We start from the raw sequence: 20,048 nt of genomic DNA, 5'->3' as shown, positions 1-20,048 counted from the left end.
TTAGCGCTTTAAGCTATTTTATTAATCTTAATTCTTCGCAGGGGAAACTAACATGGCGAAAATCACTAAATTGTGCGTTGGTGAATCTTTAGTAGGTGAAGGCAACGAAATTGCTCATATCGATTTAATCATTGGGCCACGCGGTACAGCTGCTGAATCTGCGTTTGCCAATGCATTAACAAACAATAAAGACGGTTTCTCTACTTTATTAGCCGTTGTTGCGCCAAACTTGATGGTAAAACCAGCCACTATTTTGTTCAACAAAGTTACTATTAAAGGTTCAAAACAAGCTGTTCAAATGTTTGGACCTGCTCAACGCGCTGTTGCGATGGCTGTTGCAGATTGTGTTGAAGATGGCACTATTCCTGCTGACGAAGCCGATGATTTATTCGTATCTGTCGGTGTATTTATTCACTGGATGGCTGAAGACGACGCTAAAATCGAGTCTTTCAACTACCAAGCGACTAAAGAAGCTCTTAAACGTGCTGTTTCTGGTTCTCCAACTGCGGCTGAAGTGGTTGCTGGCAAAAAAGAAGCCAAACACCCATTTGCAGTTAACAACCAATAATCGGTTTCTTAATCGATTCCATAAAAAATACCCCGTTTATCGGGGTATTTTTTGTTCTAGTGTTTTTGTCTATGACGGCTATGAAAATCCTGGTTTTTGAGTACGTTACAGGTGGTGGTTTGAATAATCAAGAACTGCCAGAATCTTTGTTTGCAGAAGCTAGGCTTATGTTGACTGAGTTATTAGCATTATTAACGCGTTTGCCTTCAGTTACAGTATTAGTAATGTTAGATAAACGGGTTGTCAATGCTATTAATTTAGTTAATGCAGAGCCGATTGTGCTTGAATCTGGGCAGCATTGGTTAGAGTTATTAGTAAAATCAACTCACGAATGCGATGCGGTATGGCCTATTGCGCCTGAGTTTGATAATTTGTTGGCTTTGGTGTGTAACACTGTTCAATCAGCAGGTAAGCGGTTGTTATCGTCTCCTGCTGATGCTGTTAGCTTAACGGCGAATAAATTTTTTAACCTATCAGCGCTTATGTCGCTTTGAGATTCAAACAATACCTACGCAACGACTAGTTGATGCTCAAATTGATGCTCGTTGTAATGAGTGGATAGTTAAAGCGATAGATGGTGTAGGTTGTATGGACAGTTTTGTTGTCAAGCGTGAGCAGTGGTTGCTATACACGCAGGGGCTAGATGCCGAAAAATATATTGTTCAGCCGCACTTGCAAGGTCGCAAAATTAGCTTAAGCGCGTTGTTTAGTCATGGGTTAGCGTGGTTAATCTGTGTTAATGAGCAGCATTTTGAGCTTGTGCAAGGTTGTTATCAGCTGCGACAGATTCTGGTTAATGCGTTAAGCCCTAACAGGGTTTATGTTGAACTATTGCAGCAAATAGCTCAAGCCTTTCCTGAGTTGTGGGGGTACATTGGTATTGACTTAATCGAAAATACTGAAGGCTGTTGGGTGTTGGAGATAAATCCTAGGTTAACTACGTCGTTTGTCGGTATCGAGCGGGCAACAGGTATTAATATTGCTGAGCAAGTATTATTAATGCTAGATGCTGAGCCGTGTTTACATGTTAAACGAAACGACGTTATTAGTGTGAAACTTTAAAGAGATGTATGGATAAAGCATATTTAGGCTGGGACATCGGTGGAGCGCATGTTAAAGCAGTGGTGCTAACTGATGCGGGAGTGGAGCAGGTTATTCAGCAAGCTTGTCCGTTGTGGAAAGGTATTGCGGCATTATCAGCCGTGGTTGGCTCGATACAGGCTAAATTGCCTCAGTATTCTTACTGTCATGGTGTGACAATGACAGGAGAATTAGCAGATTGTTTTTTAGATAGGCAGCACGGTGTTCAAGGTATTATCGACGCAATGCGTGAGCTGCTTGCTTCAGAATCTTTATTCATTTATGCGGGGCAGCTTGGTTTTTTGGCGGTAGAGCATGTAAAACAAGAGCATTATCCTAGTATTGCTTCAGCGAATTGGCTGGCTAGTGTGCAATTTGTGGCAAAACACTGTCGTCATGGTTTACTGGTTGATATAGGCAGTACAACGACAGATATATTAGCATTTAGAGACGGCCTGCCTATTGTGCAAGGTTATACTGATTATGAGCGGCTAATCAGTAAAGAGCTGATATATACCGGCGTGGTTAGGACGCCTGTGATGGCTATAGCTCATTCTGTTATTGACCAAGGTCATAGCGTTGGTTTAATGGCAGAACATTTTGCAACAATGGCAGATGTCTATCGTATAACAGGCGAGCTTATCGAGGCGCATGATCAATATGAGACGGCTGATGGGGGTGAAAAAACCATTGTAGCCAGTGCAAGGCGTTTATCTCGTATGATAGGCTGTGATTTCAGCGAGTCCGAGTTACAGCGTTGGCGGCAATTAGCTGAGCAGCTTAAGGCAGCGCAAGTCAGAATGATATTGTCAGCGAGTGAGCAGGTATTGGTTAAAGCGGGTGTTGAGCAAGACGGGGTGTTAGTCGGTGCCGGGGTGGGGCGATTTTTACTAAAACCTTTGGCTTTAAGTCTAAAGGCTGAATATTGTGATTTTTCCGAGTTGTGTGTTTCTACGGAGCTAAGTGAAGATCTTATGGTTAGCGACTGCGCACCGGCGGCGGCAATCGCTTATTTACTGAAAGATGAGGTTGCAGACTAAGCGTTCTTCTTGCTTAAGCGCTTAGTGATAGCATTAATGGGTAATAAACCCATGCTTTTGCATTCTATATAACAAAGTGTCGCGGGATAAGCCAAGCAATTTAGCAGACTTGCTGCGATTACCTTTGGTGCGGTCTAAGGCTTGGAAAATCAAATCTGCTTCTAATGAATCAAGTTGTATGCCCATTTCAGGGAGAGTAAATCCTGGTGTGCGATTGATATTGACGGCTTCAAAATTACGAAATTCGTTAGGTAAATTTTCTAATTCGATAATACGACCTGACAATAAAATACACAGTCTTTCGCACAGATTGCGCAGTTCTCTCACATTACCGGGCCAAGGATGTGTTTTTAACGCTTTTAACGCAGATTTGCTAAAAGACGGGGCTTCAATGGCGTGGGTTTCTGAAAACATAGTCATAAAGTGTTTAATCAACAACTCAATATCTTCAGCGCGTTTGGATAACGGTGGGAGTTCTAATGGAACGACATTTAAACGGAAATATAAGTCTTGTCTGAATTCGCCGGTAGCGATTTGATCATTCAAGTCCTTGTTAGTCGCTGCTAAGATTCTGACATCAACTTTATAACTGGTGGTCTCACCAACAGGTAAGCACTCGCCTGAGTCTAAAAAGCGTAATAATTTACCTTGAATGGATAGCGGTAGAGAGTTAATTTCGTCTAAGAATATTGTGCCACCATCAGCTGCCTTAAATAGGCCTTGAGTGTTTGAATTTGCGCCAGTGAATGCGCCTTTTTTATGACCGAATAGCTCAGATTCGATTAAACCTTCAGGTAACGCAGCACAATTAAGCGTAATAAATTTCTTATTTGCTCTAGGACTGCTTTTTTGAATAGCATTTGCTAGCACTTCTTTGCCAGTACCTGTTTCGCCTTTTATCAGTATCGTGACATCTGTCGAGGCAGCGATTTTTGCGCTACGAATTAATGCATCTAAGGCGGGAGAGCGACCAACGATAGAACTGAAATGATTCATAGGTTCCTCATGAATGAATAGCAGAATGGGTTGTAATAGCCATAGGATTTAGCCATGGCAAAGCCGCTAACAAGGCCAAGACAATCATGAACAAGCCTATGAGTTGCTTGAATCGGTTCATCTGAGAAAGCCTCGTTAATATTCCCGTCATTATACCTACACCCATCACTGCAGGTAAAGTTCCAAGACCAAAAGACAGCATTGTTAGCATACTTTTTAGTGTATCCCCTGTAGTCGCTGATAATGCGAGTGCGGCGTACACTAGGCCGCAAGGGAGCCAGCCCCAAACCATGCCAAATAAAAACGCTTGGCTACGATTTTTAACGGGTATTAAGCGACGACCAAAAGGCTCTATGCTTTTCCAAACATACATACCTATTTTTTCGATATAGGCAAAACGAGGAAACCAGCCGGCTAGATATAAACCAGCGCAGGCCATAATAAGGGCGGATAAAAGTTGCATTAAGCGATAAGCGAACGTTTCGCTCATTTGCATAGTCGCTAAGGATTCAATAAATCCGACAAGCGCGCCTGCTAAGCCGTAACTAAGAATACGACCTATGTTGTAATTAAAAACAAACGGAAATAATCGAATTTTATCATTGCGTATAGCTGGCGATAGGCTTAGGGTTAGTGTGCCTATAATCGAACCACACATACCTATGCAGTGAAGACTACTGGCTAAGCCCATGGCGAAAGCAACTAAAAAAGAGCTGGTGAAAGCAGGGTCAAAGGGCATATACAGTTATTAATCTCGAAGTAGAAGTCGCCGATTGGGTTTAAGCAAATAGCGTTGAAATCTGGGTTTGCATGTGTTCTGCCATGCCTTTGGGCGATTCTGCATCGCGTATAGGTCGGCCGACGACGATGTAGTCCACACCATTGGCAAAGGCCGATTCTATCGTGACCACTCTTTTTTGGTCGTCTTGCTCTTGATTATCTACCGGTCGTATGCCCGGTGTAACGATAAGCAATTTATGATCGAGTGCTTCTCTGAGCATAGCTACTTCGAGACCTGACGAAACAACCCCGTCACAACCAACGGCTAAGGCGCGTTTAGCGCGTGATAACACTAATTCATGCACATCACAGGTAAAGCCTAAATCGGTTAAATCGCCTTTGTCCAGGCTAGTTAATGCAGTGACGGCTAAGACTTTTAAGTCATTTTTGCTTTGTGCAGCGGCGGCTAACATCGCGTCATTGCCGTGTATGGTGGCAAAATCAACGCCTTTTTTACTTAATGCCGAGATAGCGCGGGCGACTGTGGCGGGTACATCAAAAAATTTTAAGTCAACAAACACTTTTTTCTGACGTTGTTTTAGCCATTCGATGAATTCAAAGCAGTTGCCGGACATGAATAATTCCATACCTACTTTATAAAATAATACAGAATCATCGAGCTCGTTAACTAAATCTTTAGCTTCAGGAATCCCTGGCACGTCTAACGCCATAATCAGACGTTCTCGAACAGGGATAGGTTTGGTAGAAATGAATGTTTGCGACATGAAGGTAAGGTGGTAGGGATAATTATTCGGTTGGAAGGCCGGCACTTTGCCAGGCGTTTAGGCCGCCGGTTAAGTTTAACACAGTTGTAAATCCCGCATTCTTTAATACTGATTGGGCTTGTGCTGAACGCTTACCTGAGCGACATTGTGTAATAATGGTGCTCGACTTAAAGCGATTTAATTCTGATAGGCGTTGTGGCAATTCGTTTAATGGAATGTGGATTGCGTTTGGAATATGGCTTTGTTGCCACTCGTTTTGTTCGCGAACATCGATAATAACCGCTTGTTTATCCTTAGATAGCATAGCTGCTTGCTCAGCATTAATGCTGTTTTCTTCGGCGTGTGAAGTGAGTGGAAGCAGTAAAACAAGGCTAAGAAGCCATTTTAAGGCGCGTTGAAAAAGAGTAATGTACATAAACCCACCTGTGAAATATGAATAATAGTGCGGGATATATTACCGGAACTTGATTTAACGGTGAATGATAAAATTAAAGTATCGAGGATTTTTCTAACGGTATGTATTCAACCTTAATACAGATGACCTTGCTCATCACTTGCGGTGCTATTTGGCGGCAGCTAAAACCAGCAGGGCTAGCCGCTGAACAAACGCGTTTAGTGTTAACCACTGTGGTATTGTATTTTTTATTACCGGCATTAGTCTTAGACGTGCTGTGGACAACTCCTGTAGGCTTAGAAGCATTAAACTATACCTTTCTAGGTATGGCGAGTATTGCGATAGCGCTAGGTCTGGCTTGGATGATAGGTATTTTATTTAAATTTCCATCCAGGCGATTAGGTGCTGTGATGTTAGCGGCCGCTTTTCCTAATGTCACGTACTTAGGGTTGCCTGTGCTGCAAGAAGTGCTCGGTGACTGGTCGCGTGCTGTGGTTATACAAATGGACTTATTTGCGGCGACCCCGTTTTTGTTTACGGTAGGTGTGATGGTGGCTAAGCATTTTGGCGTTGATACGCAAGAGTCCTCGCGCTCGCATTGGCTTTTCTTTAATACGCCACCCTTTTGGGCGGCTGCGCTAGCAGTAATTTTTGGGCATTTAGGTTGGTTGCCGCCAGAGTGGCTTAAAGGGCTGCTACAAAAATTATCAGGTACGGTAGCGCCGTTGATGTTATTTTCATTAGGATTGGCATTGAATTGGCGCAGTATTCATATTCGTAATGTCCCACTCATTTTTCCTGCTGTCGTTATAAAATTATTGTTAATGCCGCTAGTGGTAATAGCGTTGGCTATGTTATTACCGTTAGCGGATAAGTATAAAATTGCGGCAGTGCTTGATTTATCAATGCCTAGTATGGTGATAGGTATTGTATTTTGTGACCGCTATCAGTTAGATGCTGAGCTATATGCGATGACAGTGATTGTGACTACGTTACTGAGCCTAGTGGTATTGCCGTTTTGGCAAACAGTTGCGCTAAATTTCCCTTGGTAGCGCTTTTATGAATTATCCACCATCAGTTTTCTGGCTCGAATAAGCGAGTAAATAACCGCGATCAGCAGAGTGGCTAATGAGGTTTCTAACGTAATAAACATTGCAATTTTAAAATAGGCAAAATAAGGGTGAACAAACCTCACTAACCAGCCTGCTGCTTCATCGCCAATCGCTGAAAAATAAATAGTGATGCTAAGCCAAATCTTCAAGGGTATCGAGAACTCGGTCATCAACATTAGGTGAGTTAACGTGACTGCCAGCATTCCCATTGCGAACAAATGAAAGTGCGAGACTTCCAACATGCCTTCATAGCTTCTTGGTTGGGTAAATTGTTCTTCCGAGCCTAAATAATAGGCAATGACAGATTCTGGTGTTAGCTCCATGCGATGAAAATACATCAAGCCAATACTTAGCCAAAGTAAAACAATATAAGCTAAAAATAACAATACCAAGGTATTTAATAAGCGCTTACGCTGTTGTTCACCTGAGACAAAATAACGCATTACTGTGGGTCCTTAGATTTTTTTAGCATAATTTCATAAACAGCCATGACTTTTCGCACAGCGGCAAGCGTTGAGCGCGTGCTTAAAGTTGCCCCGCTAATACCATCAATGCTGCGACCTAAATCTAAGTCTTCAATTTTGCGTTTGGCTAATTGTTCGTACCAGTGTTCCGGTGGCTGATATTCTGGAGGTTCATGGAAGGCTAAGGTATAAACATTGCGTAGTTCGCCATCAGCCGTTAATACAATCATTAACGTTTCAGGCTTAGTTCGCACGGTACTGCTTTCAATTGCGGCATAGCCTAAAATTTTTTCGTCTTGTTTACCTACATAAAAGGTAAATAAGCCCGACTCCAATTGAGTTTTAGCCAGTGCCTCTATATTATGGGCTTGTGTTTCGTCTGGAAATAATGACAGGGTTTCGATTTTAGCCTGCTCACCGAATGCTAATACCATGGCTTCGTTTTTGCTGTAAAAAACAGTGGCATAGCTCGTTATTGTGAATAATGAAAGTGATAAAACAACAAAAAGTTTTGCAATATAAGATAAGAACATGGTGTATTTCGATAAACGACTGAGAGCTGCCTTGCTGTTTAGTGAAAGATAGCAAGGCAGGTTAGGGTATATGATACTACAGCCGTTTAGATTTTTGGCTAACTAGAAGATAAAGCCAAAGCCTAAGTTAAAATCGTCGGGTACTGTGCCTTTTTTCGCTGAGAAATTACGATAATCCGCTTTTATGACGACATTCGGAATGGGTTTATATTGCAAGCCGAATTGCCAAATTTCACGGTCTTTGGTTTCATCATCAGCAAAGCCTACTGGTGCTTGGGCGATGGTGTCGTATTGTTCGTAGCGGAAGAATGGTGCTAAGTATTGTGTGGTAGAACGTAATAGCAATGGCAGTACGTCATAACCTACTTCGGTATACCAGCCATAGTTTTCTGAGCCAATGGTTTCGCCTGCTGCCGCGCTAAGAATATCAGCATCGTCGATATGTCCCCAAGCACCTAGTGCTCGGACTTCTAAGCCACGATATTTCCATTGTAAATGGCCTTCGTATAATTGCGTCATGACATCAACTTTTTGGCCGCCAAACGCTTGGTCTTGACCGGCATAACCGGCATACCCAGAACCGCCAATCGATAAGCCGGGTATTGCTCTAGGCGCGTAATCTAAACGCACGACATGACCAAAATCTTCTGATGCGGCTTGACTACCGGCTTGTCTGCCATCCCGAATGCCGCTAGAGCTAAAGCCATTGGCGTTTTAAGCCATTGACAATATAAGCGGTATAAGTCAATTCTGGTGTGATTTGCCCGAATAAGCCTATACCAATTTCGCGCCACGTGCTGGGGATAATGCGGCGCTCAACTTCAGGTCTATTGTTGCCATAGAAAAAGGGTGGTTCGTGGATTTGGTTGATAAACCCCATAGGCAATAACACCATACCCGCTCTGATGTTTGCGCGCGGGTCAATAAAAAAGTCTAACGCGGCAAATTCTATCGAAACCTCACCTTTTTCTTCTGCGCCTTCGCCCGTAGTGGCATGTTCAAATTCAATCTCACTGTTAAACAAAATGTGATCCGAGAATTTATAGCCGGCGTATAACACTAATCGTTCCAAATCTGCGTTATTTTTACCAGTGCCTTTGTCATCAGTAATCGCTTGGTAATTAGCTTCACCATAGCCGCCAATCGATAAACCTCTACCAACTTGATAAACCTTAGAAGCTGCAGGGCCTAAGCCATAAGCGCTTTTATATTTAGCTTCTTCTGGAATAGAAAGATTAGTACGCAATTTTTCAACTTCTTGGCTTAAGACATCCGTTTTACGTTCTAATTTTTTCACATCGGTAGATGCGCTAGCGGTCGCCGGTGCTGAATGAGTGCCTGCACCTGCGTCCATTGATGCTTTCATTTCATCGATTTGTTTTTGCTGGGCTTGAATAATTGCCCACATTTCTTCCATTGTTTTAGGCTTATCTAAAGCTAATGTTGGCGTAGCTAGGCTCAGTAATAGTGTTGATATGCTGCTGCTTAATAACAAGTTGTGCTTTTTCATGGGGTATATTCCATATAATTAATCATGTTTTGATTATAATTCAATTAATTTTATAAATGCAAATCATTGTTATTTGTATATTTAAATTTATTTGTTTATAAATTCAATATTGATGAATGTTGCGATAGCAAGGACAGCGCAATTTAAAGCACCTATGCTTGCGCCAGAAATAGCGTTGATTTGGATTTCTACTTCCGGCTGTTTTACCTGATCATGGTGCACTTTTGCTAGCAAACCGCCATCGGTGTACCCCGAAATGGCGGATTGCCTGTCGGTGAATCCGCATTAGTGTGCCCGGCATGGGTTAAAACTAATTATCTGAAAGTAGATAACGGGAAGTAGTAACGACAACCGTAACGAAACGCAAGGGGGAAACCGTGAGGTCAGCCTGAAAGCGGCGGTACTTGATTTATCAATGCCTAGTATGGTGTTAGGTATCTTATTTTGCGACCGCTATCAGTTAGATGCTGACTTATATGCGATGACAGTGATTGTTACTACGTTTATTGGTGTTGCCGTTTTGGCAAACGGTTGTGCTAAACTTCCCTTGGTAGCGCTTTTATGATGGAGTTTCTGGCTCGCATAAGCGAGTAAATGACGGCGATAAGCAATGTTGCTAATGATGTTTCTAAAGTAATAAATATTGCAATTTTAAAAAGGGTGAACAAATCTCACTAAACAGCTTGCTGCTTCATCACTAATTGCTGAAATATAAATTGTGGTGTGGTCAACAGCGCCGGTATTATGCCAGCGCTGCAAACTGGGCAGGTCCTCCTCCATCATTAACAAGCATTAAAAATTCACTTTAAAGCCTGCTTGCACTAATCGAGGTGCGCCAGGCAATATACCCCGGGTCCGGTCCACTACATACTCTTCGTCCAGCATGTTTTTTAACGACACATAGAAGTCAGTATTGATTGGCTTGACATGGTAGGTGGTCGCAAAATTCACGATCACATATTCATCAATCTTGCCAAATTGACCGTTGCCGTCTACTGCAGCTTTTTCAGTATTGGCAAAATCGCTAAATTGCTCGCCGACCAGCACGGTTTCAAAATGGATGTCGAAGCCTGAAGAATGTGAATACCCTACTGTGGCGGCAAGGGTATGTTCTGGCGAATACGGTAAACGGTTGCCCACGCTTGCTCCTGGCACGACACCGCCCACACAAGCCGACGGCACCGTACCGTCCACGGCCAAACATTGGAAAGTTGAAGTCATTTCGGCCTCAGCGACCCAAGTGTAAGCAGCTTGAATATAAACATTGTGGTCAGTGCCGAATAACTGGCCAAAATCCTGCCGCCCCAAAAATTCTATGCCTTGGTACAAGCTTCGCCTGATGCAATCGGCGTGGAGCCTCCCGCAATGCTGCCAGCTGCATTTTGGTTTTGGAAGTCGGCATGGAACAAAGTCGTATCCAATTTAGCGCCTAAAGCAGGTTTAGTGCGCACGCCCACTTCGTAATTCCAACTCCGCTCTGCGCTTACATCAATGACATTACCCGTGTTACTAATCGAATCTTCCACCCTTGGCGGGGCAAATCCACCATGGAAGCCGAAAAAATGCCGTTATTTTGTCACCAGGGCTGTAAGTAGCGCCAAAAGCAGGCAATACAGATGTCAGGGTAGTTTCGCCGCTGGCATCAGTCAGGTTATTTTGCCGCCTAAAATCAACATGTTCGACACGCAACCCAGGTGTAAGGCTAAAACTACCCAGTATGACGCGGTTTTGCAAGTAACCTGAATAAGCGTCTGTTTCCCGGTCATTGTTTTCGCTGACTGTACCGCTTCTGACCAAGGGTGATGTGCTGTTTTCCTGAACACGCTGCTGTTCTTCAAAATGGGCGCGAAAACCTATGTCGGTTTCATTTTCTAAACCGAAGGTTTGGTGGTTGATATGTAGCCTAGGCTCTACTCCATAGGTGTAATATTCGCGTAAGCGGCCTTGAAAAGACGCACAACTGTCAGGATCGACGACTGTGCCTGCCAATCGCGCTGCAGTAAAGGCAGAACCGCATTGGGAATCGGTAGTCGTGCTGGCTTGCCGCCACCAATCGCGGTTGAAATGTGTCCAGTAGGCATTGGTGGTCAGGGTGATGTTATCGGTGAAATTTAATTCATGTGTCAACGAAGTCCCCCAGCGTTGCGTGACCATAGAGTCATTCTTAAAAGGGTTATATCGGGCGCCAAGCTGCCTGTATTCGGCATCTGTCAGCCCGGAATAAGTGACTTGAGAGTCTTCCTCAAAAAAAATTGCCGCGCAGAGTAAGCGCTTGATGGGCATCAATTTCATACACGCCTTTGATGTTGTAGTCATTAATGTCCGAATGTGTGTTGTCGCGGGCACCTTGGCTCTCTTTGTGCGTGATGTCCAACAAACCGCCAAATTTACCGACTGTTCCGCCGTAGTTGAAATGCCCATCGTAAAAATCCCGGTTGCCGCCAGTAAAACTGAGATAACCGCTTGGCTTAACGGGGGGTTTTGGTGTTAAGTAGTTAATCGTACCTGATACGGTTTGCGGCCCGTACAGTATTTGGCTAGGCCCTTTCAACACTTCAATACTGGAAAATCGTTCAATAGGCGGATGGTAATAACTGGCATTGTCACCATAAGGGGCGTAAGACAGCGGGATGCCATCTTCTAACAACAAGGTTTTGGTCGAGCGTGTCGGGTTCATTCCACGGATGCCAATGTTTGGACGCATACCAAAACCTTCTTCGTCGCGGACTATAACTCCAGGTACTTTCCTTAATGCTTCATTGATATTAAACACATGATTTTCAAATAAATCTTCTTGCCGTAGCACATGTGCGGCGCCAGGCAGATATTGCAAGTTGTCGTATTCGCCAACGATTTCGACCACAGGCATTTCTCGGGCTTCAGATGAACCGCCATCCACTGGCGGTTCGTCAGCGCGCACACTGGCACTAAAAATGATAGTTAAAGATATTTGCCAACAAATTGATAGCTTAAATTTGGGCGGCAGCATAGAAGTTCTCCTTAAAGTATTGAAATTGATACATAGTTTTTTAATTTATTAATAACAAATTGATATAGATGCAAAGAAAATCAAGAAATTGCCGCAGCTTTTGCGTGGCAAACACACGCGATTTTCTGGCGCATGTCTCCTAATGATGTGCTGGAAACTTGGAAAGCAGAAACATCACAGAAGAAGAACCAATACAACAGCAACATGACGTACGGGCTATAAGCACAATTATGGGTGTTGAACCTTAAGTTGCCGTTTTGACTAACTAATTTTTGGCTACACACTTTAGTAGGGGCGGGGTATTCAGAGTGCGGGTGTCGGCAGCAAGGATGCTGCCGCCAAGCCTACAGGGATGTATTCACGGCGTCATCGGCAACTGCTCCTGCGTTGCCCTAATACACGCCATCCATGGCGTTATGCACTCTGGATACCTTGTCCCGGTTTACGTTGGTAGCCCGTTTGATGAGACGTACCCAACTAGCGTATCGATGACTAACTACAACCATTCTGAAAGAAATTTATGAAACCAACAGCTAAAAAGAAGTTATTACTCGCCATCGCATTGATTAGTTCAACCAGTTTTTCCATTGTTACTCATGCGTTAGAAGTCGGTCAGCCAGCGCCACAATTTGTACTACCCTCATTACAAGACAATAAACCCATAGAATTAAAAAACTATGCAGGAAAAGTGCTGTACATCGATTTTTGGGCTTCATGGTGTGCCCCGTGCCGTACTTCATTTCCATTACTGGATGCTTTACACAAAAAATTGCATGCCAAAGGTTTTGAAGTGCTAGGTGTGAATTTAGACGAAGACAAAGCCAAAGCAGAAGAATTTATTAAAGAGTTACCGGTAGGTTTTACGTTATTAAACGATGGCAAAGGCGAATGGGCCGACAAATATGTCATTGAATCTATGCCAACATCTTTCATTGTCGATAAACACGGCATCGTCAAACATATTCATAACGGCTTTACCAGTGGCGATATTGTTGAGCTAGAAAAAACGATCACGGCCTTGCTGGCAGAGTGAGGACTACTATGAATGTTTGTAAACTTTTGTTTGTTGCCGTTTTGGCGTTTTCAATGGCTGCTTGCACAAATGTACTGCCAAGACAACGCGGCAATCTAGCTCTGCCGCACATGGCCTATACCCCAGACCCGTTGGAATTCGGCTTTCGCCAACATACTGCGTTTAGTAAAGAAGCCGCCTTTGGTGGTTATGGCGGTGGCGGCGGTGGCTGTGGTTGCAACTAAACCACTTATTTGTGTTTGTTCATCACCTAACTTGACTCAAAACAGACCTAAACAATGAAAATAAATACCAAGTCGTCAGCGCTGGTGTGCTTAAGTCTAGCCGCCATTGCCTTACCCGGCGTATCCCAAGACGTACAAGCAGGACGCGTAGAAGAAACTTACAACACAGATTTTCAGTACGCACATTACGAGGAAAGTAGCGAGCGTATGGTAATTGATACGTTTGACTTAGGAAGCTCCATACCTATAGGCAGCGCTATGACTGGCTCATTAAGTCTCGTTCGTGACACTATGGGCGGAGCATCGCCCATCTATAACAAACAAGCAAACGGCAAAATCTCACAAATTCTTAGCGGTGCGTCTAAAAACGCGCTTAAAAGCGATTGCGGCGAGTCAATTTGCGACCAGCGCGACGGCATTACCGGCGGATTAACCTACTTCTTTAACGAAGCGTCATTAGCATTTGGCGGTGGCTTCTCGCAAGAACGGGATTACACCTCTCGCTATTTCAACAGCAACTTAAGCCTAGACTTTAATAAAAAATTAACCACGTTAAACCTAGGAGCATCGATAGCATTCGATAAAATTCATCCTACCGAAGTCTCAGCCGGTTTAATACGAAACCGCGACTGCGGTTGGGAATGCAGCAAAACTACCCAGCAGTACTTGATTGGCGTTTCGCAAATTATCGATAAGGACTCTATCGTTCAAAATAACATGACTTTTGCCTATAACACCGGTTATCTATCAGACCCCTACAAAAAGGTCGCCTTTTTTGACGGTAATGATTTTCTTGATTTAAGAAACGATACCCGCCCTGAAGAAAAAATTCCAGTGGTCCTGGTTAACCCAGTATAGACGTCACTTTGGCCAATTCAATCATGCTGCGTTACATGTCGATTACCGGTTTAGTACCGACGACTGGGATATGAATACATTTACAACCGAAATCAGTTGGCATCAGCCTATTGCAGCAGGTTGGCTTGTTGTGCCGCGTTTTCGTTATTACTCGCAAGATGCAGCAAGCTTCTACCGCCCGGTTGCCACTAACCTCAAAGAAACCGTGTATTCGAGCGATTACCGCTTACAAGGTTTTGGTGCTTTCACTGGTGGCTTAAAATTTGTTAAAAATTTCAATGGTATCAAGAATTTACATGAAGGAAAATTTCAAATAGGCGCTGAGTATTACGATCACAGTGCGGGTTATGAACTTGGCGGCAATTCGTTGGGAGACTTTGCTGACTTCAGTTATTACCTGCTTACAGCTTCGTTTAATCTTAAATTTTAACTAACCATGTTGAATAGAACGCTTAAACGCACTTCAGACACTGGAGATAACACTATGAATAAACTCGTCTCAATTACGCTGTTGTGGTTGCTGCTAGCAGCCGCAGCCCTAGCGGAAAGTCCAAAAGCGGATTTGACCTTATCGCCTAAAAATATTGCCCAGTGGCCTGCTGAATACACGTTGCTATTAACCGTACCAGCAGACCATCATGCTTATCTTAATGCAGGCGATAAGAATATTTATATACCGGTAGCATTAGACCCCGATGCCCAACTTGCCGCTGCGGGTCTTACCATTACTAACGTCGAAAAACCAACAGGCGTTTATGACCAAGAAGTCGCCGCGCAAGTGCTGCGTGGTCAATCTGAGTTTACGCTAACACTAGCACCGGCACAGCAAGCGCCAGCACCCACTAAAGCGAGCGTACCATTAACAGTGCGTTATCAGCTTTGTAATGATGTAACGCATGTGTGCTACCGCCCACAAACAGCCAGTCTTGACTTATCACTACCCGCTGTAGCAACATCGCCTCAAACAAGCAGTAATAACCAAAGTCAAGCCGCTAGCACTGAAGAGCAAAGCACTGGTCTAATGGATAAGTTGCTTAAAGTCTTTGAGAACAATAAAAACAACACAGCGTTGATGTTCGCGTTGATGTTCTTAGCAGGCCTGTTATCGGTAGCCACACCTTGCGTCTACCCAATGCTGCCTATTACCTCCATGTTTATCTTAAACCGCGCAGGCGGCATTGCCGAAAAAGAAAAATTACACGCTTTGGTTTATCTTGTTGGCATTATCGGCACATACATGGTGCTAGGTTTGGTGGCTGGCATGACTGGCGGTGCGTTTAATGCGTTTATGCAATCAGCAACGATTAACCTGGCCTTCGCCGCGTTTTTCGCATTTTTTTGCATTATCGTTGCTGGGATTTTATGAACTCGCGTTTATGCAAAATGAAGTGCATTCGCTTGACCAGCATTCTGCCCGAGTCAAAGGGTTAACCGGCACTTGGCTCATGGGTGCGGTCGCGGGGCTAGTCATTTCCCCTTGTGTAGGCCCTATTGTCTTCGCACTGTTACTACAAGTGGCCGATGCTATTGCTGAACAAGCAGATGCACTAGCCTTACCGGTCAAGAACTGTCCTTTTGGGGACGTTTAAGCATCGCGGCCTCTGGCAGCGTAATGATGGCAGGCTTTGGTGCCGGTGTCGGTATGCCGTTCTTCATAATTAGCGTCGTGAAATTCAAAAAATTGCCTAAAGCGGGCTATTGGATGAACAAAGTCAAATACGCCTTTGGTTTTATGATTTTGTACTTCGCTTACACGTATTTCCATAAAGGAATGGGCGTATTAGGTGCAAACGATGCGACCACATTAGCGTTAGCATTCAGCATGGTGGCGATTTGGGTTGCAGTGGTACATTGCAATGTATTGAGTCTGTTGCCAAATGACGCCCCTCCTAATCAAAAGCTGCATCATTTTTGCGGCGTTTTATCCTTATTACTAGGCGTATGGCTTGTCATTTCAAGCTTAGAGCAATTACCGTTACCTCATTTAAGCCAAGCCCATGCAGCCACAAGCAGCCAACACCTACACGGTGTCAGCAATGTTGCTACAGTTCATGGCATCGAAGAAGAAGCCGGTATCACTTGGCATAGAAGTTATGCCGCCGCGCAAAAATTAGCCCAACAAACTAAAAAGCCGATTTTTATCGATTTTTATGCGAGTTGGTGTGCTAACTGCGCCGCTTTCAAAGAGGAAGTGAAAAACAATACAGCGCTGCACTCAGCCTTACGCAACGATGCCATTGTCGTCAAATTAGTAGACAAAGAGCCAGAGTTTGAAGCATTTCGCGCAAAACCAGAACATAGACACCTAAAAATAGGCTTGCCTTATTTCGCCATTTTAACGCCTGACGGCAAGCTCGCTTGGTCAGGAACTGATTACCAGGCGACTCAAAAAATGGTATCCGTTCTAACCGACAAGCAACTATTTCCAAAGAGCTAATACATCTCCCATCCACATTAAAGTAATTGAGTGAAATTTATGAGTACCCAAACTACGCACAAACAATGGTCAGGTTTATTATTACTGACCGCATCATCTTTATTAACCGGCACGGCTTTAGCCAGAGAAGAGTACGTCCCACTGACCGGTGCCGAAAGTTGTTTAGATTGCCATAGAGACCTAGAAGGTAACGGCTATACATCGGGCGTATTAGATGCGTGGAATTCGGGCGAAATTGAAGGCTTGAAAAAATTTATAGAGGCAAAAAACAATACTGGCAATACCAATACCGCACCTGTTCTCCATGCAATTAACTCAAAATGGGACATCACCGTTGGCGAATCAGCGTTAGTTATACCATTACAAGTTACTGATGCAGAAGACGACAGCTTTGCTTTACATGGCACCGCCCCAACCGGTTATAGTGTTTCTGATGTCTATATCAAAAACGGCTTATCCACCGTTGATTTCAAATGGTCGCCTACTGCCGCGCAAGCGAACAAAACTTATACCGTCAAGCTTTATGTCCAAGAAACCGGTGATGGGCGTTCATTAAAATCCAATACGATTACTTCACTCATTAAAGTATGGCCTGCCCGTAAAACTGCGACAAAACAAGTTGGAACGTTCCAATTGCAAAGCGCACAATGGAAAAGTAACGCCATGACGTTGACCGGCTTAGTAACGTTCAAAAGCAATGTAACGGCAGCCCAACGCACAGCAGCTTTAGCTAAATTAACCATGAGTGTTTCTAGCGCTAATGGCAAAGTTGTTAGCACACCAGTTAAGCTCGCCCCCAACAGCGCCGGAACTTGGACTAAGAAATTCACGCTAGGCGCCAGCAAAGTACCGTGCTCGGTGAAAGTCAATTATGAAGGATTGATTGGTATGCGTTCTGTCAGCCTAGCACCGGCAGCCACGTGTGTGAAATAGCCCAGCTATTCTCTTTTTGTTGGAGTCCAAAACATGTTTTGGACTCCTCAGTTTATGCAGATGACACCACAAGCACTTGTTAATAAGGTTTCCTGGTACTTTCCACACATTTTTATAACTTTTTTATGAGTATCAACCGCCACATAAAGTATCTGCACTTATTAACACTCGCAACCTTGACCTTATCAGCACACGACGCGTTAGCTTATGCAACCTATATAGCGCCAACAGGTGCGACAGGTTGCACAGATTGTCACCTGAATAACTCAGGCTCAGGTTACCAACCCGGCATCTTAGAAGCCGCCAGATCACCATTAGGTGTTATTGAAGGCTTAAAAGCCTTTTTAAGTTCTATTAAAGTAGAAACAAATACCCCGCCAGTCCTCAACGCCATTAACTCAAAATGGGATATTACCGTCGGCGAATCTGCTTTAATAATCCCGTTGCAAGTTAGGGATAATGAAGACGATACATTTGCCTTACACGGTACAGCACCTAAAGGCCACACCCTGTCCGATATTTATAGTAAAAATGGTTTACCAACGATAGATTTCAAATGGTTACCGACTTATGACCAAGCCAACAAAACCTATGCCATCAAATTTTATGTCCGAGAAACCGGAGATAAGCGCTCGCTAAAGTCAAACACTGTTAAAGCACATATTCGCGTTTGGCCAGCGCGCACTACCAATACCAAATACATCGAAAGCTTCCAGTTACAAGGCGCACAATGGCTTAATAACACCCTCACACTTAACGGCTCGGTGACGTTCCCTAGCCATTTGACGTCTACCCAGCGTCAAGCTGCTTTATCAACATTAACAATGTCTGTGACGAGTGCTAAAGGTACTGAGATAAGTCAACCCGTTACCCTCATTCTTAACATCACAGGAAATTGGACGAAAAAATTCACGCTCAATGCAAGCGAAGTGCCTTGCACAGTGAAAGTCCACTATGAAGGCCTTATTGGTATGCGCTCTGTTAGTCTAGCACCGGAAGATACGTGTCTGAAATAGCCTTTAAAATCCGGCGACCAGCGAAAGTTTGGACAGGGGATTTAGAGTACAGGATGCCGTGAATACATCCCTGTAGGCTTGGCGGCAGCGTCCCTGCTGCCAACACCTGCACTCTAAATCCCCTGTCCCGACTTAAAGTGTGTGGCCTAAAATCCTAACCTTATTGGAGCAAAAATGAAATTATCGAATGCAATAAAACTATTCGCTTTATTGAGCTGGTCTGGCCTCATCATGGCTGACATCTACGAGCAGGATTTTGAGCTAAGCACAGCGCCCGGTTGGGAACCGCAAGCTAAAGGTTCCTGGAAAGTGCTAGGCAATCAAGATAACCATTACTATCAAGCCAAAGCCAAAAGAGGCTCTATCGCTGATGAAGCCTATGTATCAACGTATAGTGGCGCTGAATACCAAGATTTAGACTACCGGGTATTGGTTAAAAGTAACAACACCTACCCTAGCTTTGCGTTAATTAGAGCCAGCGCAGATTTTTATCGTAATCGCAATATTGGCACAGGTACAGGTTATGCGTTTGGCATAAGAGCGGATTGCCTAGTAGGTGAATTTGGCAAGGAATTTAGAATATTTAAGCAAGTCAATGGCAGTTTAATAGACATCGCCACATGGACACCTTCTGATAAATTACAGTGCGCAAACAAAGGCAATCGAATGCGGATTACTGCGGTCGGCAGCACATTAAATTTTTTATCTAAATGACAGTAAAGTATTTACTTATCAAGATGATGCACCGATTAGCCAAGGTCGTATTGGCTTAATGGGTTTTAACGGAACCGATGCACTGACCACACATAGATTCGATAATATCTATGTAACGCCAACTAATCAGTGTCCTGCGCCTTAAGCAAAAAATAAACTCGTTAGGTAGGTGCTAATTCATTCGATTTATGCGGACATCTGCACCTACTATAAATACAATCTCATGCGACCTGCTATGACTTAAAGTGCGACTTTAATCAATAAGCTTTGTTAACGGTAACGCTTTCTAAATACCTGAACTCAAACCATGCTGGACTTCAACAAAAAGTCTCACTTCAGTTCCATCGCACCTATAACCACATCCCGCACAGCCTATACTTAGCTTTTTAGAATTGCGAAAGCTTTAAAAAAAATGTTAACTTCGCCCCACTTTCTCTTCAGACGCTGTTCTTACTGACTACAAACGTCGAAATCAACACACTCGTTATCTACAGGACTTTAACGAAGTAGTTACGTTGCTGATAAAGAAAAATTGTTATTGTTGAAGCAGTTATTAATTGTCTGCTTTTAATGCTTATGTTTCCGCAGAGGGGGCGGATAATACCGGTGAATTTACTAACTCGTATTGTCTTAATATTTTTC

28 protein-coding genes are annotated in these 20,048 nt (G+C 43.7%); 16 read left to right on the top strand and 12 right to left on the bottom strand.

Features of this window, described 5'->3' with window-relative positions:
- Positions 1-52 precede the first annotated feature (52 nt).
- The 4 genes from fae to VZ94_RS13465 all read left to right on the top strand — a co-directional run bounded on the left by fae (position 53) and on the right by VZ94_RS13465 (position 2,688).
- The gene (gene fae / locus VZ94_RS13475) at positions 53-568 is read left to right on the top strand and encodes a formaldehyde-activating enzyme (RefSeq protein ID WP_045779620.1); all 516 of its coding nucleotides are present in this window, start codon (positions 53-55) and stop codon (positions 566-568) included.
- 80 nt (positions 569-648) lie between these two features.
- Positions 649-1,062 (top strand): hypothetical protein, encoded by a 414-nt coding sequence (locus tag VZ94_RS24540; RefSeq protein ID WP_131655562.1) that lies wholly within the window; start codon positions 649-651, stop codon positions 1,060-1,062.
- Positions 1,025-1,630, top strand: coding sequence for an ATP-grasp domain-containing protein (locus tag VZ94_RS24535; RefSeq protein WP_082081649.1), 606 nt, complete (start codon positions 1,025-1,027; stop codon positions 1,628-1,630). Before VZ94_RS24540 ends, VZ94_RS24535 begins: the two co-directional genes overlap by 38 nt.
- An 8-nt stretch (positions 1,631-1,638) precedes the next feature.
- On the top strand, positions 1,639-2,688 hold the full coding sequence (locus tag VZ94_RS13465; protein WP_045779619.1) for a hydantoinase/oxoprolinase family protein: 1,050 nt from the start codon (positions 1,639-1,641) through the stop codon (positions 2,686-2,688).
- Positions 2,689-2,721: 33 nt separating this feature from the next.
- Here VZ94_RS13465 and VZ94_RS13460 read toward each other — a convergent pair whose 3' ends face one another.
- The 4 genes from VZ94_RS13460 to VZ94_RS13445 are packed head-to-tail and all read right to left on the bottom strand — an operon-like array spanning position 2,722 to position 5,604.
- Positions 2,722-3,684, bottom strand: coding sequence for a sigma-54 interaction domain-containing protein (locus VZ94_RS13460; RefSeq protein ID WP_045779618.1), 963 nt, complete (start codon positions 3,682-3,684; stop codon positions 2,722-2,724).
- Between the two features lie 7 nt (positions 3,685-3,691).
- Positions 3,692-4,423: a sulfite exporter TauE/SafE family protein gene (locus VZ94_RS13455; RefSeq protein WP_045779617.1), complete on the bottom strand. Its 732-nt coding sequence runs from the start codon at positions 4,421-4,423 to the stop codon at positions 3,692-3,694.
- Between the two features lie 40 nt (positions 4,424-4,463).
- Positions 4,464-5,189, bottom strand: a complete 726-nt coding sequence (gene pyrF, locus VZ94_RS13450) for an orotidine-5'-phosphate decarboxylase (RefSeq protein WP_045779616.1) — start codon at positions 5,187-5,189, stop codon at positions 4,464-4,466.
- A gap of 22 nt (positions 5,190-5,211) precedes the next feature.
- Positions 5,212-5,604, bottom strand: a complete 393-nt coding sequence (locus VZ94_RS13445; RefSeq protein ID WP_045779615.1) for a rhodanese-like domain-containing protein — start codon at positions 5,602-5,604, stop codon at positions 5,212-5,214.
- Between the two features lie 101 nt (positions 5,605-5,705).
- On the opposite strand from VZ94_RS13445, the gene VZ94_RS13440 reads away from it, so the two are divergent.
- Positions 5,706-6,635 carry an AEC family transporter gene (locus VZ94_RS13440; RefSeq protein ID WP_045779614.1) on the top strand — a complete coding sequence of 310 codons (930 nt, stop codon included), beginning with the start codon at positions 5,706-5,708 and terminating at the stop codon, positions 6,633-6,635.
- Positions 6,636-6,640: 5 nt separating this feature from the next.
- Here the strand turns inward: VZ94_RS13440 and VZ94_RS13435 are convergent, their stop codons facing one another.
- From VZ94_RS13435 to VZ94_RS29140, 4 genes are all read right to left on the bottom strand, one after another.
- A complete protein-coding gene (locus tag VZ94_RS13435) occupies positions 6,641-7,138 on the bottom strand; it encodes an Aq_1264-related membrane protein (RefSeq protein ID WP_045779613.1) in 498 nt (165 codons plus the stop codon).
- The gene (locus tag VZ94_RS13430) at positions 7,138-7,692 is read right to left on the bottom strand and encodes an FMN-binding protein (protein WP_045779612.1); all 555 of its coding nucleotides are present in this window, start codon (positions 7,690-7,692) and stop codon (positions 7,138-7,140) included. The genes VZ94_RS13435 and VZ94_RS13430 overlap by 1 nt, the downstream gene beginning before the upstream one ends.
- Positions 7,693-7,794: 102 nt before the next feature.
- Positions 7,795-8,322 carry a hypothetical protein gene (locus tag VZ94_RS29145; RefSeq protein WP_239649927.1) on the bottom strand — a complete coding sequence of 176 codons (528 nt, stop codon included), beginning with the start codon at positions 8,320-8,322 and terminating at the stop codon, positions 7,795-7,797.
- Between the two features lie 67 nt (positions 8,323-8,389).
- Positions 8,390-9,202: a hypothetical protein gene (locus VZ94_RS29140; RefSeq protein ID WP_239649926.1), complete on the bottom strand. Its 813-nt coding sequence runs from the start codon at positions 9,200-9,202 to the stop codon at positions 8,390-8,392.
- A gap of 424 nt (positions 9,203-9,626) precedes the next feature.
- Here VZ94_RS29140 and VZ94_RS25995 point away from each other — a divergent pair, with 424 nt between their 5' ends.
- Entirely contained in the window at positions 9,627-9,767 is a 141-nt protein-coding gene (locus tag VZ94_RS25995; RefSeq protein ID WP_192828648.1) for a hypothetical protein, read from the top strand.
- A gap of 227 nt (positions 9,768-9,994) precedes the next feature.
- On the opposite strand, the gene VZ94_RS23075 is transcribed toward VZ94_RS25995, so the two are convergent.
- The 4 genes from VZ94_RS23075 to VZ94_RS23060 form a co-directional block, all read right to left on the bottom strand.
- Positions 9,995-10,531 (bottom strand): TonB-dependent receptor domain-containing protein, encoded by a 537-nt coding sequence (locus tag VZ94_RS23075; protein ID WP_052700530.1) that lies wholly within the window; start codon positions 10,529-10,531, stop codon positions 9,995-9,997.
- Entirely contained in the window at positions 10,516-10,728 is a 213-nt protein-coding gene (locus VZ94_RS25990; RefSeq protein WP_052700529.1) for a hypothetical protein, read from the bottom strand. The genes VZ94_RS23075 and VZ94_RS25990 overlap by 16 nt, the downstream gene beginning before the upstream one ends.
- On the bottom strand, positions 10,712-11,356 hold the full coding sequence (locus VZ94_RS23065; protein ID WP_052700528.1) for a TonB-dependent receptor domain-containing protein: 645 nt from the start codon (positions 11,354-11,356) through the stop codon (positions 10,712-10,714). Before VZ94_RS23065 ends, VZ94_RS25990 begins: the two co-directional genes overlap by 17 nt.
- A gap of 88 nt (positions 11,357-11,444) precedes the next feature.
- Positions 11,445-12,191: a TonB-dependent receptor family protein gene (locus VZ94_RS23060; RefSeq protein ID WP_052700527.1), complete on the bottom strand. Its 747-nt coding sequence runs from the start codon at positions 12,189-12,191 to the stop codon at positions 11,445-11,447.
- Positions 12,192-12,711: 520 nt separating this feature from the next.
- Here VZ94_RS23060 and VZ94_RS13415 point away from each other — a divergent pair.
- The 10 genes from VZ94_RS13415 (at position 12,712) to VZ94_RS13370 (ending at position 19,406) form a co-directional block, all read left to right on the top strand.
- Positions 12,712-13,224, top strand: coding sequence for a TlpA family protein disulfide reductase (locus tag VZ94_RS13415; protein ID WP_052700526.1), 513 nt, complete (start codon positions 12,712-12,714; stop codon positions 13,222-13,224).
- Positions 13,225-13,277: 53 nt separating this feature from the next.
- Positions 13,278-13,448 (top strand): DUF4266 domain-containing protein, encoded by a 171-nt coding sequence (locus VZ94_RS13410; RefSeq protein WP_239649925.1) that lies wholly within the window; start codon positions 13,278-13,280, stop codon positions 13,446-13,448.
- 54 nt (positions 13,449-13,502) lie between these two features.
- Complete coding sequence (locus VZ94_RS13405; RefSeq protein WP_045779610.1) at positions 13,503-14,306, top strand: DUF3570 domain-containing protein; 804 nt, start codon at positions 13,503-13,505, stop codon at positions 14,304-14,306.
- On the top strand, positions 14,257-14,736 hold the full coding sequence (locus VZ94_RS29135; RefSeq protein ID WP_338040406.1) for a DUF3570 domain-containing protein: 480 nt from the start codon (positions 14,257-14,259) through the stop codon (positions 14,734-14,736). Before VZ94_RS13405 ends, VZ94_RS29135 begins: the two co-directional genes overlap by 50 nt.
- Before the next feature lie 54 nt (positions 14,737-14,790).
- Positions 14,791-15,672: a cytochrome c biogenesis protein CcdA gene (locus VZ94_RS29130; RefSeq protein WP_045779608.1), complete on the top strand. Its 882-nt coding sequence runs from the start codon at positions 14,791-14,793 to the stop codon at positions 15,670-15,672.
- A 10-nt stretch (positions 15,673-15,682) separates the two neighbouring features.
- Entirely contained in the window at positions 15,683-15,895 is a 213-nt protein-coding gene (locus tag VZ94_RS29125; protein ID WP_045779607.1) for a hypothetical protein, read from the top strand.
- Positions 15,874-16,743 carry a thioredoxin family protein gene (locus tag VZ94_RS29120; RefSeq protein ID WP_439097736.1) on the top strand — a complete coding sequence of 290 codons (870 nt, stop codon included), beginning with the start codon at positions 15,874-15,876 and terminating at the stop codon, positions 16,741-16,743. Before VZ94_RS29125 ends, VZ94_RS29120 begins: the two co-directional genes overlap by 22 nt.
- A 39-nt stretch (positions 16,744-16,782) precedes the next feature.
- On the top strand, positions 16,783-17,676 hold the full coding sequence (locus tag VZ94_RS13380; RefSeq protein ID WP_131655561.1) for a hypothetical protein: 894 nt from the start codon (positions 16,783-16,785) through the stop codon (positions 17,674-17,676).
- A 176-nt stretch (positions 17,677-17,852) separates the two neighbouring features.
- Positions 17,853-18,692 (top strand): hypothetical protein, encoded by an 840-nt coding sequence (locus VZ94_RS13375; RefSeq protein WP_157844927.1) that lies wholly within the window; start codon positions 17,853-17,855, stop codon positions 18,690-18,692.
- 174 nt (positions 18,693-18,866) lie between these two features.
- Entirely contained in the window at positions 18,867-19,406 is a 540-nt protein-coding gene (locus VZ94_RS13370) for a hypothetical protein (protein WP_045779603.1), read from the top strand.
- Positions 19,407-20,048: the final 642 nt, after the last annotated feature.

The sequence above is a fragment of the Methylocucumis oryzae genome (genome assembly GCF_000963695.1).
Lineage (GTDB): Bacteria > Pseudomonadota > Gammaproteobacteria > Methylococcales > Methylomonadaceae > Methylovulum > Methylovulum oryzae.
The sequence above is the reverse complement of the archived record's forward strand: the minus strand, read 5'-3'. Positions and strand labels throughout refer to the sequence as shown.

Bases quoted from the DNA above. Each gene is read 5' to 3' on its own strand.
- fae (WP_045779620.1), top strand. From the start codon at position 53: ATGGCGAAAATCACTAAATTGTGCGTTGGTGAATCTTTAGTAGGTGAA.
- VZ94_RS24540 (WP_131655562.1), top strand. From the start codon at position 649: ATGAAAATCCTGGTTTTTGAGTACGTTACAGGTGGTGGTTTGAATAAT.
- VZ94_RS13465 (WP_045779619.1), top strand. From the start codon at position 1,639: ATGGATAAAGCATATTTAGGCTGGGACATCGGTGGAGCGCATGTTAAA.
- VZ94_RS13460 (WP_045779618.1), bottom strand. From the start codon at position 3,684: ATGAATCATTTCAGTTCTATCGTTGGTCGCTCTCCCGCCTTAGATGCA.
- VZ94_RS13455 (WP_045779617.1), bottom strand. From the start codon at position 4,423: ATGCCCTTTGACCCTGCTTTCACCAGCTCTTTTTTAGTTGCTTTCGCC.
- pyrF (WP_045779616.1), bottom strand. From the start codon at position 5,189: ATGTCGCAAACATTCATTTCTACCAAACCTATCCCTGTTCGAGAACGT.
- VZ94_RS13445 (WP_045779615.1), bottom strand. From the start codon at position 5,604: ATGTACATTACTCTTTTTCAACGCGCCTTAAAATGGCTTCTTAGCCTT.
- VZ94_RS13440 (WP_045779614.1), top strand. From the start codon at position 5,706: ATGTATTCAACCTTAATACAGATGACCTTGCTCATCACTTGCGGTGCT.
- VZ94_RS13435 (WP_045779613.1), bottom strand. From the start codon at position 7,138: ATGCGTTATTTTGTCTCAGGTGAACAACAGCGTAAGCGCTTATTAAAT.
- VZ94_RS13430 (WP_045779612.1), bottom strand. From the start codon at position 7,692: ATGTTCTTATCTTATATTGCAAAACTTTTTGTTGTTTTATCACTTTCA.
- VZ94_RS29140 (WP_239649926.1), bottom strand. From the start codon at position 9,202: ATGAAAAAGCACAACTTGTTATTAAGCAGCAGCATATCAACACTATTA.
- VZ94_RS25995 (WP_192828648.1), top strand. From the start codon at position 9,627: ATGGTGTTAGGTATCTTATTTTGCGACCGCTATCAGTTAGATGCTGAC.
- VZ94_RS23065 (WP_052700528.1), bottom strand. From the start codon at position 11,356: ATGGTCACGCAACGCTGGGGGACTTCGTTGACACATGAATTAAATTTC.
- VZ94_RS23060 (WP_052700527.1), bottom strand. From the start codon at position 12,191: ATGCTGCCGCCCAAATTTAAGCTATCAATTTGTTGGCAAATATCTTTA.
- VZ94_RS13415 (WP_052700526.1), top strand. From the start codon at position 12,712: ATGAAACCAACAGCTAAAAAGAAGTTATTACTCGCCATCGCATTGATT.
- VZ94_RS13410 (WP_239649925.1), top strand. From the start codon at position 13,278: ATGGCTGCTTGCACAAATGTACTGCCAAGACAACGCGGCAATCTAGCT.
- VZ94_RS13405 (WP_045779610.1), top strand. From the start codon at position 13,503: ATGAAAATAAATACCAAGTCGTCAGCGCTGGTGTGCTTAAGTCTAGCC.
- VZ94_RS29130 (WP_045779608.1), top strand. From the start codon at position 14,791: ATGAATAAACTCGTCTCAATTACGCTGTTGTGGTTGCTGCTAGCAGCC.
- VZ94_RS29125 (WP_045779607.1), top strand. From the start codon at position 15,683: ATGCAAAATGAAGTGCATTCGCTTGACCAGCATTCTGCCCGAGTCAAA.
- VZ94_RS13380 (WP_131655561.1), top strand. From the start codon at position 16,783: ATGAGTACCCAAACTACGCACAAACAATGGTCAGGTTTATTATTACTG.
- VZ94_RS13370 (WP_045779603.1), top strand. From the start codon at position 18,867: ATGAAATTATCGAATGCAATAAAACTATTCGCTTTATTGAGCTGGTCT.